Annotated in this window: 18 protein-coding genes; 11 read left to right on the plus strand and 7 right to left on the minus strand. The window is 70.0% G+C overall.

All coding sequences use genetic code 11. The features are described from left to right. Nucleotides 1-20: 20 nt before the first annotated feature. A complete protein-coding gene (locus KF837_29165; protein MBX3231431.1) occupies nt 21-869 on the minus strand; it encodes a hypothetical protein in 849 nt (282 codons plus the stop codon). 163 nt (nt 870-1032) lie between these two features. On the opposite strand from KF837_29165, the gene KF837_29170 reads away from it, so the two are divergent. After that, entirely contained in the window at nt 1033-1788 is a 756-nt protein-coding gene (locus KF837_29170) for a hypothetical protein (protein MBX3231432.1), read from the plus strand. 20 nt (nt 1789-1808) lie between these two features. On the opposite strand, the gene KF837_29175 is transcribed toward KF837_29170, so the two are convergent. Together KF837_29175 and KF837_29180 are read right to left on the minus strand one after the other, a co-directional pair. Next, nucleotides 1809-2414: a glutathione S-transferase N-terminal domain-containing protein gene (locus KF837_29175; protein MBX3231433.1), complete on the minus strand. Its 606-nt coding sequence runs from the start codon at nt 2412-2414 to the stop codon at nt 1809-1811. 26 nt (nt 2415-2440) lie between these two features. Next, nucleotides 2441-3229, minus strand: a complete 789-nt coding sequence (locus tag KF837_29180) for a hypothetical protein (GenBank protein MBX3231434.1) — start codon at nt 3227-3229, stop codon at nt 2441-2443. 172 nt (nt 3230-3401) lie between these two features. Between KF837_29180 and KF837_29185 the strand changes: the two genes are divergently transcribed. Further along, the gene (locus tag KF837_29185) at nt 3402-4343 is read left to right on the plus strand and encodes a hypothetical protein (protein MBX3231435.1); all 942 of its coding nucleotides are present in this window, start codon (nt 3402-3404) and stop codon (nt 4341-4343) included. A 15-nt stretch (nt 4344-4358) separates the two neighbouring features. Here KF837_29185 and KF837_29190 read toward each other — a convergent pair whose 3' ends face one another. After that, on the minus strand, nt 4359-4853 hold the full coding sequence (locus KF837_29190) for a hypothetical protein (protein MBX3231436.1): 495 nt from the start codon (nt 4851-4853) through the stop codon (nt 4359-4361). 13 nt (nt 4854-4866) lie between these two features. Beyond that, nucleotides 4867-5193 carry a hypothetical protein gene (locus KF837_29195; GenBank protein ID MBX3231437.1) on the minus strand — a complete coding sequence of 109 codons (327 nt, stop codon included), beginning with the start codon at nt 5191-5193 and terminating at the stop codon, nt 4867-4869. A 269-nt stretch (nt 5194-5462) separates the two neighbouring features. Here KF837_29195 and KF837_29200 point away from each other — a divergent pair, with 269 nt between their 5' ends. Next, nucleotides 5463-7778 (plus strand): DUF1592 domain-containing protein, encoded by a 2316-nt coding sequence (locus KF837_29200; GenBank protein MBX3231438.1) that lies wholly within the window; start codon nt 5463-5465, stop codon nt 7776-7778. A 17-nt stretch (nt 7779-7795) separates the two neighbouring features. Then, nucleotides 7796-9220 carry a DUF1501 domain-containing protein gene (locus KF837_29205; GenBank protein MBX3231439.1) on the plus strand — a complete coding sequence of 475 codons (1425 nt, stop codon included), beginning with the start codon at nt 7796-7798 and terminating at the stop codon, nt 9218-9220. On the opposite strand, the gene KF837_29210 is transcribed toward KF837_29205, so the two are convergent. Next, nucleotides 9193-9627, minus strand: coding sequence for a hypothetical protein (locus tag KF837_29210; GenBank protein MBX3231440.1), 435 nt, complete (start codon nt 9625-9627; stop codon nt 9193-9195). The genes KF837_29205 and KF837_29210 overlap by 28 nt on opposite strands. Nucleotides 9628-9729: 102 nt before the next feature. Beyond that, nucleotides 9730-10581: a universal stress protein gene (locus KF837_29215; protein MBX3231441.1), complete on the minus strand. Its 852-nt coding sequence runs from the start codon at nt 10579-10581 to the stop codon at nt 9730-9732. Nucleotides 10582-10687: 106 nt separating this feature from the next. On the opposite strand from KF837_29215, the gene KF837_29220 reads away from it, so the two are divergent. Genes KF837_29220 through KF837_29250 form a run of 7 tightly spaced genes read left to right on the plus strand, consistent with a single transcriptional unit; the run spans nt 10688 to nt 17375 of the window. After that, nucleotides 10688-13597 carry a monovalent cation/H+ antiporter subunit A gene (locus KF837_29220; GenBank protein ID MBX3231442.1) on the plus strand — a complete coding sequence of 970 codons (2910 nt, stop codon included), beginning with the start codon at nt 10688-10690 and terminating at the stop codon, nt 13595-13597. Continuing rightward, complete coding sequence (locus KF837_29225) at nt 13598-13942, plus strand: Na+/H+ antiporter subunit C (protein ID MBX3231443.1); 345 nt, start codon at nt 13598-13600, stop codon at nt 13940-13942. Continuing rightward, complete coding sequence (locus KF837_29230) at nt 13939-15600, plus strand: monovalent cation/H+ antiporter subunit D (protein ID MBX3231444.1); 1662 nt, start codon at nt 13939-13941, stop codon at nt 15598-15600. The genes KF837_29225 and KF837_29230 overlap by 4 nt, the downstream gene beginning before the upstream one ends. Further along, nucleotides 15597-16097, plus strand: a complete 501-nt coding sequence (locus tag KF837_29235; protein MBX3231445.1) for a Na+/H+ antiporter subunit E — start codon at nt 15597-15599, stop codon at nt 16095-16097. The genes KF837_29230 and KF837_29235 overlap by 4 nt, the downstream gene beginning before the upstream one ends. After that, nucleotides 16094-16372, plus strand: coding sequence for a K+/H+ antiporter subunit F (locus KF837_29240; GenBank protein ID MBX3231446.1), 279 nt, complete (start codon nt 16094-16096; stop codon nt 16370-16372). The genes KF837_29235 and KF837_29240 overlap by 4 nt, the downstream gene beginning before the upstream one ends. After that, on the plus strand, nt 16369-16722 hold the full coding sequence (locus KF837_29245; protein ID MBX3231447.1) for a Na+/H+ antiporter subunit G: 354 nt from the start codon (nt 16369-16371) through the stop codon (nt 16720-16722). The genes KF837_29240 and KF837_29245 overlap by 4 nt, the downstream gene beginning before the upstream one ends. Next, nucleotides 16719-17375: a glutathione S-transferase family protein gene (locus KF837_29250; GenBank protein ID MBX3231448.1), complete on the plus strand. Its 657-nt coding sequence runs from the start codon at nt 16719-16721 to the stop codon at nt 17373-17375. The genes KF837_29245 and KF837_29250 overlap by 4 nt, the downstream gene beginning before the upstream one ends.

Below are 17375 nucleotides of genomic sequence, written 5' to 3' on the forward strand. Positions count from 1 at the left end.
CACGAACCTGAACGCGGCGCTCACTCCTCGGTGTTGTCGAAGTCGACGTCGCCGGTCTCCGCGTCGACGACCAGGTCGCGCGTCGCGCCAAACGGGTTTGCGAGCGCGGCGACGCCGGCGCCGGAGAACGGATTTTCGACGTGGCCGCCGAGGATCGCGCCGATGTCGATATGCCCAGTTCCCTTCGGCAGCTTGTAATGCGAGAGGTCGATGCCTCCCGCGATGTCGACGGCGGCCTGCGCGCATTGCGCGGCGGAGCCGACGGCCGCCTTCGCCGCGGCCCAGCACGAGTCGACGTCGCCGGGCTTCCCCCACCAGAGGCCGGCGCAGCACTGCAGCGCGAGCTGGCAGACCGCGGCGAGGTTGGCGCCGCACGCGACCACCTCCTCGCCGATCTCGGGGAGCTCGCCGCCGAGGAGCCCGGAGATGTTGCCGAGGTCGCCGGCGACTTGCTGGATGAAGTCGGCCGAGTCGGCGGGGATCGCGTCCGACGCGAGGCTCTGCGTCGCGAGGTTCCGCGCGGCGGTGATGCCGGAGCCGTCGTTGATGTGCGTGACGAGCTCGGCGTCGTCGCTGTCCTCCGCCTTCTCGAACGAGAGCGAGACGCCCTTCACCGCCTTGCCGGAGTCGTCGTAGCCCGTCATGAAGAGGTCCTTCTTCCCGCGGAACATGCGCCACTCGGTGATGCCGTACTGCGCGGTCGTCTCCTTCGACGCGGCGGTCTTGAGGGTGGGCTTCGGCTTCCCGAGCGCGGAGGTCGTCGACGACCGTCGCTCCTTCTTCTCGAGCTCGGGGGCCGAGCATCCCGTCGCCGCGGCGGCGACGACGACGGTGGTGAGACCAGCGAGCACGATGTTGAGCGTCTTCATCGATCGCCCATGCTGCACCGTCGATGCCGGCCCCTGACGCGACGCCAAGTGCGCGAAGTTACGGGGATTCGGGCCCCGGTCGCTCACAGCCGTGACCAGCTGCCGGATCCAATCACGCCGGCAACTTGCAGCGAGCGTGCACGTCGTATCCTAGGCGGTCACGATGTCGCTCCGTGCACCTCTCCTGCTCCTCGCGCTCGCCGTGACCGTAACCGGCTGCAAGCGCGAAGCTCCGCCCCCCGTCGCGCCGCTTCGCCCCTACACCCCGCAGCCGGCGTACGGCCCGCCTCCCCATGCGCCGGCCCCGCAGACCGGAGCGGCGATGGGCCCGTTCGGCTTCCTCCTCCCGCCAGGGGTCTCGCTTCCGGCGCCGGCGCCGGGCGAGCTCCCGTGGCCGTTCGATCCGAAGTACTGGCCGCCGGGTTGGGCCCCGCAGCCGCAACCGCAACCGTCGCCGTCCCCATCCCCATCCCCGTCGCCGTCGCCCGCGCCGAGCGGCGCGTTCACGGCGGACGAGATGCGGGTGCTCGATCTCGTGAACCAGCGACGTGCGCGCGGGGCGACGTGCGGGGACGCGTCGTTCGGACCGGCAGGGCCGCTCGCGATGAACGCGCAGCTCGTCCAGGCGTCGCGCGGACACAGTGCGGACATGGGGCGCCGCGGCTACTTCAGCCACGAGTCGCCCGAGGGCACGGGGCCGGGCGAGCGCGCGCGGAATGCCGGTTACAGTTATCGCGGTATCGCGGAGAACATCGCGGCCGGCAACGCGTCGCCGGAGGACACGGTGGAGCAGTGGATGAACAGCTCCGGCCACTGCGGAAACATCATGACGCCGAGCTATCACGTGATGGGCATTGGCCACGCGGCCGCCCCCGGCACGCGATATGCCCATTACTGGACGCAGATGTTCGGTTTTTGACGCCGGCGGACGAGCCCGGCTCAGTGCCGCTTCTCGTGGTCGACCGCGGCCTGGATGCTCGGCCACGCCGTCATGCGCGCGAGGTAGTCCTCGAGCGTGCCTTCGAGCTTCGTCTTCGTGAGGAAGCTGTACGCGCGGAGCGCCCAGAACGCGTAGGCGTCCGCGACGGTGAAGGTATCGCCGAAGATGAACGCGCGGTCGCCGAGCTCAACGCGCAAGAGCTCGACCCGGCTCGCGAGCCGCTCCTTCGTCCACGCGAGCGACTCCGGCGACATGCCCGGGATCATCGTGTACGGCGCGAAACCTTTGTGGAGCTCGGTCGCGATGAAGTGGAGGAGCTCCTCGAAGCGGACGCGCTCGAAGGTGCCGGGCGGCGGGGCGAGCTTCGCGACGGGGTGCTGGTCGGCGAGGTAGCGGACGATGACGGAGAGCTCGGTGAGCCGCGCGCCGTCGTCGAGCTCGAGGACGGGCACGTAGTCCTTCGGCGAGATCGTGGCGAGCGCCTCGCCGTGGGCGGTGATCTTCGTCTTGAAGTCGACCTTCTCGAGCTCGAACCGCAAGCCGAGCTCGCGGAGGACGGCGTGGACCACGAGCGAGCAGACCTGCGGCGAGTAATAGAGCTTCATCGCGCGCGCACTCTACCGCCCGCGCGTCAGTACATGAACGAGATCCTGAGCGCCGACAGGAACGTCGCGCCGGCCTCGTCGACCTGGGCGCCGCTCCCGAGCTGGAGCTTCAGCTCGCGCGTGGGTTGCCAGTGGATCTGCGGCAGGAGGACGAGGTCGCGCGTGCCGTCGCCCTCCAGGATCGAGTTGGCCTCGACGCCGATCGTGAGGTGGCCGGAGAGATCGTAGAACACGCTCGGGTTGACGACGCCGGCGTGGCCGCTCCCTCCGCGCCGCCGCCCCGAGACGCGAGCGCCGATCATCGTGAGCACGCTCCAGCGCGTATCGAACCGCGCGGCCGCGATGTAGAGGCCGGTCGCGCGGACCCCCGGCGGTCCGAGGAGGTACTCGCCGGTGGCGAGCCAGCCATGGGTGATCATCCCGTCCGCGATGGCGGGGAGCGTGCCTTGAACGCTGGCCTTCCACGCGTCGATGCCCTTCGACGACGCGGGGAGCTCGAGCTCCACGCCGTAGCCGTTCGCGAAGACGTACTCGAGCTCGGGCCCGCCCGTCACGAGGTGCTCGCCGCGCGAGACGGTCTGCACGAGCGCGTTCACCTCGAGCTCGCCGCGCCGCGCCCCGAGCCCGCGGACCATGTCGAAGAGCAGCGGCTCGGGGATGGTCACGACCTTCGGATCGAGCCCGAGCTCGATCTCGGTGGCGTCCGGCGTCCCGTCGTGATCGGTGTCGGCGCCGTCGGCGGAGGATGCGCGGGCCGGGGCCACGAGGAGCAGCGCAGCGACGACCGCGCGCGGAAGACCATGTCTCTTCGTCACTCCGTCCTTGTAGACGCTCCGCGCCGAGCGTCCAACGAGGTGCCGAACGATTACGCGTCGGCGCCACGCAGCGCACCCGTCACCCCAGGCGCCCACGAAGTCGATGGCTGCCCCTGACGTGGGTGCCGCCGCCGGCTTCCTCTTGGACGACGGCGTCGCGTAGCATGAGCGAATGGCCGCTTCGCCATCCTCCGCGATCGCGGTCCTCGGGGGTGTCGCGGCGCTCGGGGCGATGGCAGCCTGCTCGCTCGTCGTCTCGACGGACGGTCTCTCCGGGGACGCCGCGAACGCCGCCGAGTCGGGCGGAGAGACGGTGCCCGACGGAGGCTCGAACGACGAGGGCATCGTCGACGGCGGATCTTCCAGCGGCTCGGTCGACCCGTCGAGCGCGACGAGCTGCGCCGACATTCTCCGCGCGAACCCCAGCGCCGAGAGCGGAGCCTTCACGATCGGAGCTCGCACCCTGCACTGCGAGATGAGCCTCGCCGGAGGGGGCTGGACGCGCGCGATCGATCTCGACGCCGCGCGCGACGGGTGCCCGAGCGCCTGGCGCTTCGACGCCGAGCCGGGCGGATGCCGGCGCGCGACGAACCAGGTCGACGGCGTCGTCTTCGACGCGCCCCTCTCCTCGTTCACGGAGGTCCTCCTCTCCGCGGTCGGCCGCCAGCGCGCGTCGCCGGACGCGTTCCACAGCGACGACCTCGACAGGGCGTACATGGATGGCGTCTCGGTCACGACGACCATCGACGGCAAGCGCGCGCACGTCTTCTCGTTCGCGGTCGGGCTCACCGAGGACGCTACCATCGAGCCCGAGAACCACTGTCCTTGCGACAAGGGCGCGAGGACGCCGGCCTCGTTCGTCGGCGCCAACTTCCTGTGCGACACCGCCGTGACGACCGGCTACCCCGAGGAGGTCTGGCAAACCACGAAGGACCTCTGGGCCCAAGACGCACGCGGCGCCGACTGCACGAAAGCCGTCGCGCCGGGCCCGCGCTTGTCCACCGTCAAGCTGCCGAGCGCGAGCGCAGGACCGCTCGAGGTCCGCCTCATGGCCGACCAACCACGCAGCAACGAAGACGTCGCCCTCAAGCGCCTCGTCGTCTACGTCCGCTGAGCGCTCGGCGGCCGTTCAGTCGTTCTTGGCGCCTTGGGCGATCCAGCGGCGGATGGTGTCGCGCTCGCCGGAGGGGAGCTGGTCTTGCTCGTTCGGCATCGAGTCGCCGCACGTGCCGCCGGTGCACTGGGCGTCGAGGGCGCACTGCGTCGCGTCGAGCTTGCGCATGAGAAAGCTCTCCGCTGGATCGCCGGACTTCACGTACGACATGCTCGGGAGCTTGGACGAGGGCTTGCCGACGAGCGCGGCGTGCGTCGCCGCGGCGCCGCCGTTCAAGTAGATCGAGGTCGTGCCCGTCGCGTCGCCGTGGCAGAGCGGGTCCACGCAGGTCCGCGTGATGATCGGGATCACGTCGCGCGAGAACGAGACCGTAGGCGTGCTCGGCTCGAACGACGGCGGCGTCACCTCGGAGCTGCAGACGCGCGGTTTTGCGTCGTCGCTGCTGCTGCAAGACGTCTGGGCGGCCGCGAGCGCGCCGCCGGCAAGACAAGCCAGTAACAGTCTCTTCATGGTTCCTTCGGGGTCAGTTGGCGTCGGGTCCGGCGTCCTGCGGAGGGGCTCCGCTCGTGGTGCTCGAGCTCGACGACGATGATGACGATGACGACGACGACGACGATGACGAGCTCGACGACGTCGACGTGCTCGTCGAGCTGGTGTTCGGGCGCGGAGGAGCAGGGCCCGCGCCCTCCGGGATCGGCGGCATCGGCGGGGCCTCCGCGGGGACGAACCGCGCCGCGCCGGCGTCGGTCCTGCTCGCGCTCGGCGCCGATTCGTCCTCGTCGTCCGCGCCGCAGGCCACGGCGAGCGCGACCATCGCCGCTGCGAAGATGCCGACGTTGGCTGCCCGCATTGCCGCAGGCTAGCAGGTCGCCGCGCGCGACCGATAGCGCTCGCCGCGCGACGATGCTGTCGGACAAACGCGGCGCGAGTAAGCAATCGTCGCTATCTCGCTGAGCTATTGACCGCGACGCGGCGGGCGGATTCGATCGCAGGCGGAGGTGCTCGATGCGGCAAGCGTCGCTTGCTCTGGGTCTGCTCGTCGCCGCGCTCGTCGGAAGCGGCGCGGTCGCGGGTTGCGGCTCGGATGAAGAAACATCGTCGGCCAGCGCGTCCACGTGCGTGAGCACGCGCGAGTACTTCACGGCGCAGGTCTACGGCAAGGCGATGGTGACGTGCGCGTCGTGCCACACGCCGGGCGGCGCCGCCGAGCAGCGCGGCGCGAAGTTCAAGATGTACCGGGACACGTACCCGGACTTCGTCTCGGCCAACCTCAACGCCCTCCGGCAGTATGCCCGGCTCGAGGTCGACGACACGCCCCTCATCCTCCTCAAGCCCCTCGGCGAGTGGGAGCACGGCGGCGGCAAGGTGCTGAGCCCCGAGTCGGAGGAGTACAAGACGCTGAAGTCGTTCATCGGCGAGCTCCGCGCCGGCGGCGACAAGCAGTGCAACGGCAACGATCAGCTCGGCGTCGAGTACCTCGAGAACAAGGAGACCGCGCGCAAGGCGGCGATCCTCCTCGGCGGCCGCTTCCCGACCGACGAGGAGCTGAAGGAGGTCGAGACCGACGAGGGGCTCGACACGTTCGTCGAGAAGCTCACCGACGAGGAGCTCTTCTACGACGTCCTGCGCGAGATCTGGAACGACGCGCTGCTCACCGAGCGCCGCCTCGACGCCAACGTCGGCGACCAGTTCAAGAACGCGCCGATGCTCTACGACGACAAGTACCCCGGCTACACCGGCGAGCACCGGACCTGGGCGACCGCGTCGGTGACGCAGGAGCCCCTCCGCTTCATCGAATACGTAGTCCGTAATCGCCTCCCGTTCTCCGAGGTCGTCACTGGCAATTACGTCGTCGCCAATCCATATACCGCCAAGCTCTACGGCCTCCCGCACGAGGCGCCGCTCACGCCCGAGTCGTTCCTCGAGTGGAAGCGGATCGATTTCGCGCCGGTGCAGAACCGGGTGGAGGAGAACAAGCCCAGCGCGACCTTCGGCGTCCCGGTCGCCGGCGTCCTCTCCACCCCGTCGTTCCTCTCGCGCTGGGAGACGACGCCGACGAACAAGGGCCGCAAGCGCGCGCGCGTCGTGCTCAAGACCTTCCTCGCGACCGACATCCTCAAGTTCGCGCAGCGCCCCGTCGACTCGACCGCGCTCACGTCGGTCCAGAACCCGACCGCGAACTCGCCGATGTGCTCCGTCTGCCACACCGTCATCGATCCGATCGCGGGCGGGTTCCGCGGCTTCAGCGAGTCGAACTCGCTCTCGCGCTTCGACGCCGGCGACAAGTGGCACGACGACATGCTGCCGCCCGGCTTCAACACCGTGCAGATGCCGCCCGACAACTACGGCAACGCGATCATGTGGCTCGGCGCGCAGATCCCGAAGGACTCGCGCTTCGGCATCTCCGTCACGCAGGTCATGTTCCGCGGCATCGTGGGCGACGAGCCGCTCTCGTTCCCGCAGGACAAGGAGGCGCCCGACTACGCCGACCGCGTCCGCGCGTACACGGTCCAGAGCGACTGGTTCGTGAAGATCGGCGACGAATTCGCCGCGTCGAGCTACGACCTCCGCAAGGTCGTCGTCGCGATCGTCAAGAGCGCGTATTTCCGCGCGAAGTCGGGCGACGCGGCGAAGGACGCGCTCCACGACGGCCTCGGGCAGGGGCGGCTCCTCACGCCCGAGATGCTCGGCCGCAAGTACAAGGCGACGACCGGCCTCTACTACTTCGCCAACGACTCGATCGCGAAGAACGAGGCGCGGGCGCGCGACGGGTACCGCAAGAACGACCTCGTCGACGACAACGACTGGCGCCTCACCTACGGCGGCATCGACTCGAACGACGTGACGAAGCGCGCCGAGACGATGAGCCCGATCATGCTGGCGACGAGCCAGTACACCGCCTCGATCGTGGCCTGCCGCGCGACGAGCTACGACTTCACGAAGCCGCCCGCGGAGCGCCGCCTCTTCAGGGAGGTGGAGCTCACGACGACGCCGTTCGCGCCGCGCACCGCGGCGGGGCAGGACCTCATCCCGTCGCCCGACGCGGAGACGAAGATCCGCGAGAACATCAAGTACCTCTACTGGCGCCTGCTCGGCCAGACGGTCGACGCGCGCTCGCCCGAGGTCGACGACGCGTACGCGCTCTTCGTCGACGTCTGGAAGGACCACGAGGACAGGAACCTCACGCAGAAGGACGGCAACACGCGCCTTCCCAACAACCGCTGCGTCGCGGACAAGGACTGGGACAAGCCCGCGCGCTTCGGTCCGGACAAGGACGGCAACATCCGCCCGCAGTACGACGCGCTCAGGCCGCGCCCCGACAAGGCACCGTACGAGCCCGGGATGGTGCTGAACCGCGACGAGAACTTCACCGTGCGATCCTGGCAGGCGGTCATGACCTTCCTGCTCCAGGACTATCGCTTCACCCACGAATGACGAAGAGGAGTCGACCGATGGATCGCCGAGCATTCCTGAAGCTGGCTTCGATGACGGGCATCGCGCTCTTCTCGCCGTGGGGGTTCCGCACGAACGAGGCCCACGCCGAGGGGACGACGTGGGGCGGCCCCTACTTCCTCCACATGCACGCGAGCGGCGGGTGGGACCCGACCATGTTCTGCGACGCGAAGGTCACCGCCGAGGGCCCGACGCCGGTCTACGAGAACCGCGTCGTCACCGCCGTGCGCGACGTCAACGGCATCATCGTGCCGACCGAGGGGCGCGACGGGCCGTTCACCCTCCGCATCGACGGCAACAACGGCGGACCGATCGAGGACCCGGCGCACTTCTTCAGCACCGTCGGCAAGGACGTCCTCGTCCTCAACGGCGTCGACACGCAGACCAACAACCACGACACCGGCGTCCAGGCGCTCGCCTGCGGTCACAACGACGTCGAGCTCCCGGCGCTGGCGGCCCTCTTCGCCGGCACAGTCGCGAAGCAGCGCGACGTGCCGATGGCCTTCATCGCCGCCGGTCCGTACAACCGCACCGGCGACGTGGTCGGCATCTCGCGCTTCCCCGGCGACAAGGTGAAGCTCCTCGTCGATCCGTTCCGCGCCGCCGCGGACGACGACAACCAGCTCCTCTCCGAGGTCGCGGTCCGGCGGATCCAGGAGCTCCGCGCGAAGCGCCTCGATCAGCTCCAGGGCGGCGTCACGCTCCCGCGCACGAAGCGTACCTACGGCGCGACGCGCGACGCGATCCGCGGCGGCGAGTCGGTCAACCTGCTGAAGAGCGTCGTCGAGGCGCCGGCCCCCACCGCGGCGGAGCTGAACGCCGGCCTCGCGCCCGCGACCGCGGCGTACCTCTCGGCGCCGGTGCGCGACGACAGCCCCGTCACGCGCTTCGCCGATCTCGGCCGCCCGCTCGAGACGGTGCTCCGCTGCTTCCAGGCGGGCGTGACCGCCTCCGCGACCTACGCGCAAGGCGGCTTCGACACGCACGGCAACCACGACGTCGCGCAGGGCGAGGCGCTCGGCCGCTTCCTCGCGCGCCTCCGCTACGTGCTCCTCCGCTCGGAGCAGCTCGGGCTCAAGGACAAGCTCTTCATCATGGTGACGTCCGACTTCGGGCGCACGCCGCGCTACAACACCGGCAACGGCAAGGACCACTGGAACGTCACCTCCGCGCTCCTCGCCGGTCCGGGCATCCGCGGCGGCCGCGCGATCGGCCGCACCGACGAAGGGCACAAGGTCCTCCGCATCGCGCGCGACAACCCTACCGTCACCCTCCCCGACAGCGACGCGAACGGCGCGCGCATCCATCCCGCGCACATTCACCACGAGCTGAGGCGCGTGCTCGGCGTTGCAGAGGCGCCCTTCGCCGGTCAGTTCCCGCTCCCGAACGCGCCGAGCTACACGCCGCTCCCGCTCCTCGCCTGATCGCTCGCGATCGGCGCGAAGACGATCTCCTGCACGACCACGCTCGCGTCTTCGATCGTGAACGGCGCGAGCTCGACGAGCTGGGACCGCGGCTCGCCGTTCGTGTCCAAGAGACGCGCGCGCGCGGCGTACCTCCCGGGCGCGAGCGGGAGCGACGTCACGAAGCTCGCGCACGGCTCCTGGAACGACGCGAGCACGCCGCCGGTGTCGGGGCTGACGAGCGCGACGTCGATCACCGCCGCCCTCTCGTCCGTGCACGCGGCGTCGTCGGCCCTCCCCATCAGCGTCCAGTGGAGCGTCGCCGTGCCGAGCGGCTCCGTCGCGGAGCTCGTCGAGACGGGCTCCGCCGGTCCCTCGCCGCCGCATGCGACCAGCGCGATCGCGCCGGCGAGAACGAGCCATTTCATGCCGGAGTCGACGAGCAAGCGGCGCGCCCGCGCCAACCGCGCGAAACTGCGTGTATGTCGCACGCGATCGCGCGTGGCATTCCGACCCAGCTGTGGCTCGGCTCAGACGATCAGGACGTCCGACGCGCCGTAGGCGATGACGTGGCGCGTGGTGCTGCCCAGCACGAGGTGGCGCGCGAGCGAGCGGTGGCGGTTGATCACGAGCAGCGCGTTCGCCTCGACGCGGTGGAGCACGTGCGGCGCGCTCCCGTGCAAGAGATGCAGGAGCGACTCGTCCACCCCGGCGTCCCGCAGCACCTTCGACATCGTGGCTCGTGCCTCCTGCCGCGTCTGCGCGCGGTACGTGCTGATGTCGGCGGGGCGGGCGCCGTCGAGCCTGAGACGATGCTCGAACGGCCCCTCGTAGGCGTGGACGACGGAGCGCGGCGCGGCGGGCGCGACGACGTCCGCCGCCGCCACGCCGTCCGCGATCGCGGAGTCGACGTCGGTCGCGATCACGACCTCCTTGTACGGCCGCGTCGCGGGCCGGCGAACGAGCAGCACCGGGCGACCTCCGAAGACGGCGAGCCGCTCGGCGGTGGACCCGACGAACGCGTCGCGCGTCGCGCGCCCGCGCGCTCCCACGACGACGATCGCGGGCTTCAGCTCCTTGATGCTCTTCGACATCCCCAGCGTGGCGCCGGCGTCGACGAGGTGCGACCGCGCGGAGACGCCCGCGGCGCGCGCCTCGTCGAGCGCCTCACGAAGCGCGGCGCGGAGCGTTCGATCGCTCGTCGCGCCGAACGCGCGGGCCAGCGCCTTCGGGAGCGTCCGGGACGCGTGGACGACGTGGAGGGTCGCGGCGTTCGCCTGCGCGATCTGGATCGCGCGCGCGACGGCGTTGTGGGCGGGCCGCGAGAAGTCGGTCCCGACGACGATCGGACACGGCTCGTGTGCACCTCGCGTTGCCGGCATGAGCTTTCGTAGCATCGAGCTCAGCGCTGCCGCAACGTGAGGCGGAGCGCCACTCGAAATACGTCGCGCTACGCAACACCGGCGATCGCGTAAAGTACGCGCGGCCGTGCCCCTCGTCCTCCTCTTGCTCCTGCCGTTCGTCGGCAGCCTGATCACGGCGTTCTTGCCGACGCGCGCGCGAACGCTCCTCGCGTGCTGGGCCGCGCTCGTGGCGACGGCCGCGTCGCTCTGGGCGATCGCGCTCTATCCGCAGGTGCGCGACGGGGCCGTCCTCCGCGAGCAGATCGCGTGGCTGCCCTCGCTCGGGCTCGCGCTGGTCGTCCGCGTCGACGGCTTCGCCTGGATGTTCGCGGTGCTCGTCTCCGTCATCGGCGCGCTCGTCGCCCTCTACGGGCGCTACTACATGTCGCCCGACGATCCGGTGTCGCGCTTCTACGCGTTCTTCCTCGCGTTCATGGGCGCGATGCTCGGCGTCGTCCTCTCCGGCAACCTCGTCCAGATCGTCTTCTTCTGGGAGCTGACGAGCCTGCTCTCGTTCCTGCTGATCGGCTACTGGCACCACCGGGTCGACGCGCGACGAGGCGCGCTCATGGCGTTGACCGTGACCGGCGCCGGTGGCCTCGCGCTCCTCGGCGGCGTCGTCCTCCTCGGCCACATCGCCGGCAGCTACGACCTCGACGCGGTCCTCGCGGCCGGCGACGTCGTCCGCGCGCACGCGCTCTACCCCGTCGCGCTCGTGCTGGTCTTGCTCGGCGCATTCACGAAGAGCGCACAATTCCCGTTTCACTTCTGGCTCCCGCGCGCGATGGCGGCGCCGACGCCGGTGTCCGCCTACCTGCATTCGGCGACGATGGTGAAGGCCGGGGTCTTCCTCCTCGCGAGGCTCTGGCCGGTGCTGGCCGGCACCGAGCTGTGGTTCTGGCTCGTGAGCGGCGCCGGCGTGACGACGCTCCTCCTCGGCGCGTACATCGCGATGTTCCAGAACGACCTGAAGCGGGTGCTCGCCTACTCGACGATCAGCCACCTCGGCCTCATCACCCTCCTCTTCGGCCTCAACAGCTCCCTCGGCGCGGTCGCCGGCGTGTTCCACATCATGAACCACGGGACGTTCAAGGCGTCTCTGTTCATGGCGGCGGGCATCGTCGATCACGAGACGGGCACGCGCGACATCCGGCGCCTGAACGGGCTCCTCCGCGCGATGCCGATCACGGGCGCGCTGGCGCTCGTGGCGAGCGCGGCGATGGCGGGCGTGCCGCTCCTGAACGGCTTCCTCTCGAAGGAGATGTTCTTCGCGGAGACGGTCTTCCTCTCCTCGCATCGGTGGGTCGAGCTCGGCCTCCCGGCGGCGGCGACGATCGCGGGGGTCTTCGGCGTCGTGTATTCGCTTCGCTTCGGCTACGACATCTTCTTCGGTCCTCCTTCGACGGACCTGCCGCGCCAGCCGGAGGAGCCTCCGCGGTGGATGCGCATCCCCGTCGAGCTGCTCGTCATCGCGTGCCTCGTCGTCGGTATCGCGCCGTCGATCTCGATCGGGCCCTCGCTCGCGGTCGCGTCGCGTCCGGTCGTGGGCGGCGTGCTGCCCGAATACGACCTCGCGCTGTGGCACGGCTTCAACCGGCCGTTCATCATGAGCGTCGTGGCGATCGCCGGCGGCGTCGTCGCGTACCCGCTCCTGCGCCGGCAACAGGCGCGCGGCCGCTTCCAGAACCCGCCCGGCGCTGAGCGCTGGAACGGCAGGCGTCTCTTCGAGAGCGCGATCGTGAGGCTCACGCGCATGGCCCGCGCGGCGCTGCGCGTCGTCGGCACGCGGGGCCTCCGGGCGCAGATGTTCGCGATCGTCGCGACGGCGCTCGTGCTCGCGCTCTGGTCGTCGTGGGGCTTCCCGTTCGTCTGGGGCGACCGCGCGCACCTCCCGGTGTCGCCCGCGTTCGTGCTGCTCTGGATCATCGGCATGGTCTGCGCCGTCGGCACGGCCGTGCAAGCGAAGCTCCACCGGCTCGTCGCGATGACGCTGATGGGCGGCGCCGGGCTCGTCACCTGCCTCACCTTCATGTGGTTCTCGGCGCCCGATCTCGCGCTCACGCAGCTCGTCGTCGAGATCGTGACGACGATGCTGTTCTTGCTCGGGCTGCGGTGGCTGCCGATCCCTCCCGAAGGGCGCCGCGAAGACCGCACGACCGGCGAGAAGGCCCGCCGCGTCCGCGACCTGCTGCTCGCCATCGGTGCCGGCGGCGGGCTCGCGGCGCTCTCCTACGCGATGCTGACCCGCCCCGCCCCGCACAGCATCTCGCCGTTCTTCCTCGCCCGCGCGCTGCCGGAGGGCGGCGGCGCCAACGTCGTCAACGTGATGCTCGTCGACTTTAGGGCCTTTGACACCTTCGGTGAAATCACCGTCCTCGGCACGGTCGCGCTGACGGTCTACGCGCTCTTGCGGCGCTTCCGCCCGCCGCTCGAGGCCGTCGCGCAGCCGCACCAGCAGCGGCAGCTCCCGCCCGACGTCGTCACCGATCTCGTCTCGCCGCGGACGACGAAGGAGGTCGCGCGCGGGTACCTCATGGTCCCGTCGGTCGTCGCGCAGGCGATGTTGCCGACCGCCTTCGTCATCGCGGTGCACGTCTTGCTGCGCGGGCACAACGCGCCGGGCGGCGGCTTCGTCGCCGGCCTCGTGATCGCGGTCGCCTTCCTCATGCAGTACCTCGTCGCCGGCACGCAGTGGGTCGAGGCCCGGACGAGGATCCGCCCGACGCGGTGGATGGGCGTCGGCCTGGCGTGCGCCGCGCTCACCGGGCTCGGCGCGGTCGCGTTCGGCTATCCCTTCCTCACGACCCACACCGCGCACGTCACGTTGCCGCTGTTCGGCGAGGTGCACCTGCCGTCCTCGACCTTCTTCGATCTCGGCGTGTTCGCGGTCGTCGTCGGCGCGACGCTCCTCATCCTCACCGCGCTCGCGCACCAGTCGATCCGCGCGCCGCGCAAGCCGGCGCCGTCCTCGTCGAAGAACACGGGAGCGACGTAGTTGGAGGTCGTCCTCGCGCTCGTCATCGGGGTGCTCGGCGGGGCAGGGGTGTGGCTCGTGCTGCGCCAGCGGACCTTCCAGGTCGTCATGGGGCTCACGCTGCTCTCGTACGCGGTGAACCTCTTCATCTTCAGCATGGGCAGCCTCGTCATCGACCGGCCGCCGATCGTCGAGCCGGGCACGCCGGCCGACCTCGAGCACTACACCGATCCGATGCCGCAGGCGCTGGTCCTCACCGCGATCGTCATCGGCTTCGCGAGCACGGCGCTCTTCCTCGTCGTGCTGCTCGCTTCGCGCGGCCTGAGCGGCACCGACCACGTCGACGGCACGAAGGACGAGCCATGAAGCCCGCGCTCGCGCACCTCTTGATCGTGCCGATCGTCCTGCCGCTCTTGGCGGCGGCGCTCATGCTGCTCTTCGACTCCCGGCGCTCGAAGTTCAACTCGTTCGTCAACATCGGCGCGACCTTCGTCGGGCTCCTCGTCGCGCTCGAGATCCTCCGGCGCGTCGACGAGGCCGATCGGCCTGGCGCGATCGGCGTCTACCTCACGTCGAACTGGGAGGCGCCGTTCGGCATCGTGCTGGTCGCGGATCGACTCTCGGCGCTCATGCTGGCGCTCGCGGGCGCGGTGAGCCTCGGCTCGGCCGTGTACGCGAGCGCGAGCTGGAGCCGGGCGGGGGTCTACTTCCACCCGCTCTTTCAGGTCCTCGTCATGGGCCTCAACGGCGCCTTCCTCACCGGCGATCTCTTCAACCTGTTCGTCTTCTTCGAGGTGATGCTCGCCGCCTCGTACGGCTTGCAGCTGCACGGATCGGGCTGGGTGAGGGTGCACTCCGGCCTCCACTACATCGCGGTGAACCTGGTCGCGTCGTCGCTCTTCCTCGTCGGCCTCGGGATGATCTACGGCGTGATGGGCTCGCTCTCGATGGCGGACATCGCCGCGAAGCTGCCGCACGTCGCGGAGCACGACCGCGGGCTCCTGCACGCGAGCGCGTCCATCCTCGCGGTGGCGTTCCTCGTGAAGGCGGCCATCTGGCCGCTCAATTTCTGGCTCGTGCCCGCCTACGCGGCCGCGAGCGCGCCGGTCGCGGCGATCTTCGCGCTGATGACGAAGGTGGGAATCTACACGCTCCTCCGTCTTTGGACCTTGCTCTTCTCCGAGGACGCCGGTCCGTCGACGCACTTCGGGGCGAGCGCCTTCGTCTACGGCGGGCTCGCGACGATCGCCTTCGGCGTCATCGGCGTCATCGCCTCCTTGCGGCTCGGGCGCATCGCCGGCTTCTCGGTCATCGTCTCGTCGGGGACCCTCCTCACCGCGATCGGGTTCGACGCGGTCTCCGTGACGTCGGCGGCGCTCTATTACCTGGTCAGCGCCACGCTGGCGGTGAGCGTGCTGTTCCTCCTCGTCGAGCTCGTCGAACGCCGGGCCGCCGACGGCCCTCTGCCTCTGCACGAGCTCGACGTGCTGCCGGGCGAGGACACGAACCTCGACGACGACGAGACGCCGCTCGTCGGCCGCATGATCCCGATCCCGGTGGCGCTGCTCGGCCTCGCGTTCATCGCCTGCGCGCTGCTCGTAGCCGGGCTGCCGCCGCTCTCGGGCTTCGTCGCGAAGGTGGCGTTGTTGACCGCGCTCTCGAGGCCGGACGAGCTCGGCCTGGCGAGCACGCCCTTGCTCGCGGCGGCGGTGCCGTGGCTGTTCGGAGCGCTGCTCGTCTCCGGTCTGGCGGTGACGGTGTCGATGTCGAGGGCCGGCGTCCGACACTTCTGGTCGGGGAGCGAGCGGGTGCCTCCGCGCCTGCGCTTCAGCGAGGGCGCGCCCGTCCTCGCGCTGCTCCTCGCGTGCGCGTGGCTCACCTTCCGCGCCGAAAACGTCATGCGCTACATGCGCGCCGCCTCCGAGTCGCTCCACTCGCCGGCCGGCTACATCGACGCGGTCATGTCGACGAAGCCCGTGCCGGGGCCGACGCGGCCCTTCGCCGACAGGGAAGGACCCCCGTGAACCTCCTGAAGAAGCTCGTCCCCGCGCCCTTGCTGTCGTGCGCGCTCGTGGCCTTGTGGCTCATCCTCTCGCGGAGCCCGAGCCTCGGGCAGGTGTTCATCGGGCTCGCGCTCGGGCTCGCGATGCCGCTCGTGACCGTCCGCTTGCGCGCGACGCCGGTGCGCGTGCGAAGACCGCTCGTCGTCGTGCGCTTCGTCCTGCTCGTCGGCTACGACGTGGTGGTGTCGAACTTCCAGGTGGCGTGGGGCGTCCTCACGTGGCGATGGCGAAGACCCGCCGCGCGCTTCGTGGTCATCCCGCTCGACGTGCGCGCCCCGGCGGCGCTCGCCGCGCTCGCGATCGTGACGACGGTCGTGCCGGGCACGGTCTGGTCGGAGCTCGCGCTCGATCGCAGCACGTTGATGCTCCACGTGTGGGACGTCGACGAAGAGGAGGAGGCGTACATCGCCCGCTTCAAGGCGCGCTACGAGGCGCCGCTGAGGGAGATCTTCGAATGAGCCCCGTCCTCTCCTACGCCACCGTCTTCGCGCTCGGCTGCTACGCGGTCGCGTCGCTCCTCGTGCTCGTGAGGTTGGTCGGCGGCCCGCGCGCGCAGGACCGCGTGCTCGCCCTCGATCTCCTCTACATTCACGGGCTGCTCGTCATGCTGGTCCTCAACATCCGGAACGCGAGCGACACGTACTTCGAGGGCGCGCTGCTCATCGCGGCCTTCGGCTTCGTGAGCTCCTCGGCGATGGCGAAGTTCATCCTTCGCGGTGAGGTGATCGAATGAACGTCTGGGTCGAGGTGGTGGTCGCGGCGCTTCTCTGCCTGAGCGGCCTGTTCGTCGTCCTTTCGGCGATCGGCTTCTTGCGCCTGCAGGACTTCTTCATGCGCATGCATCCGACGGCGCTCGCCTACACCTTCGGGAGCTGGTGCGTGGCCCTCGCGAGCGTCATCTACTTCACGACGCTCGAGTCTCGCCTCGTCCTGCACACCTGGCTCGTCGCGATCATGTTCTGCATGACGGTCCCGGTGACGACGCTGCTGCTCGCGCGCGTGGCCCTGTTCCGCCGCCGCACCGCCGGCGCCTCCGACGTCCCCCCTTCGCTCACGCGCGGCCACAAGGAGCCCGAAGGATGATTACGCTCTACGGCTTCGGAAACATCTTCCCCGAGGGGCGCGGCGAGACGAAGGACCTCCGCGCGCAATGGGCGCTCGAGGAGACGGGGCTGCCGTATCGAGTCCATGCGCTCGATCACACCGCCGGCGATCTCGACAGCGAGGCTTACGGTCGAATCAGCCCCTTCCGCCAGGCGCCGGTCATCGACGACGACGGCTTCGTCGTCGCGGAGTCGGCGGCGGTGGTGCTCTACGTCGCCGAGAAATCCGGCAAGCTGATCCCGAGCGATTTCCAGGGCCGCACCCGCGTCGTTCAGTGGTGCTTCGCCGCGAGCAGCACCGTCGAGCCGACGCTGGTGTCGATCGACGTCATCGACATCTTCGGCAGCGTCGAAGATCCGAAGCTGAAGGCGGAGGTGCGCAAGCTCGCCGGCCGCTGGCTCGCGCACGTCGAGCGCCGGCTCGAAGGCCGCGAGTGGATCGCGTGCGCCGAGTTCACGGCCGCCGACATCATGATGGCGGGCGTCCTCCGCACCATCCGGAAGACCGACCTGATGGATCCGTACCCGAAGATGAAGGCCTACTTCGAGCGCTGCTTCGCTCGCCCGGCCTGGCAGCGCACCCTCGCCCTCTACGCCGAGCGAATGGGCATGAACGCCGACGACATTCGGTAG

The organism is Labilithrix sp. (assembly GCA_019637155.1).
In the GTDB taxonomy this organism is placed as follows: Bacteria; Myxococcota_A; Polyangia; order Polyangiales; family Polyangiaceae; genus Labilithrix.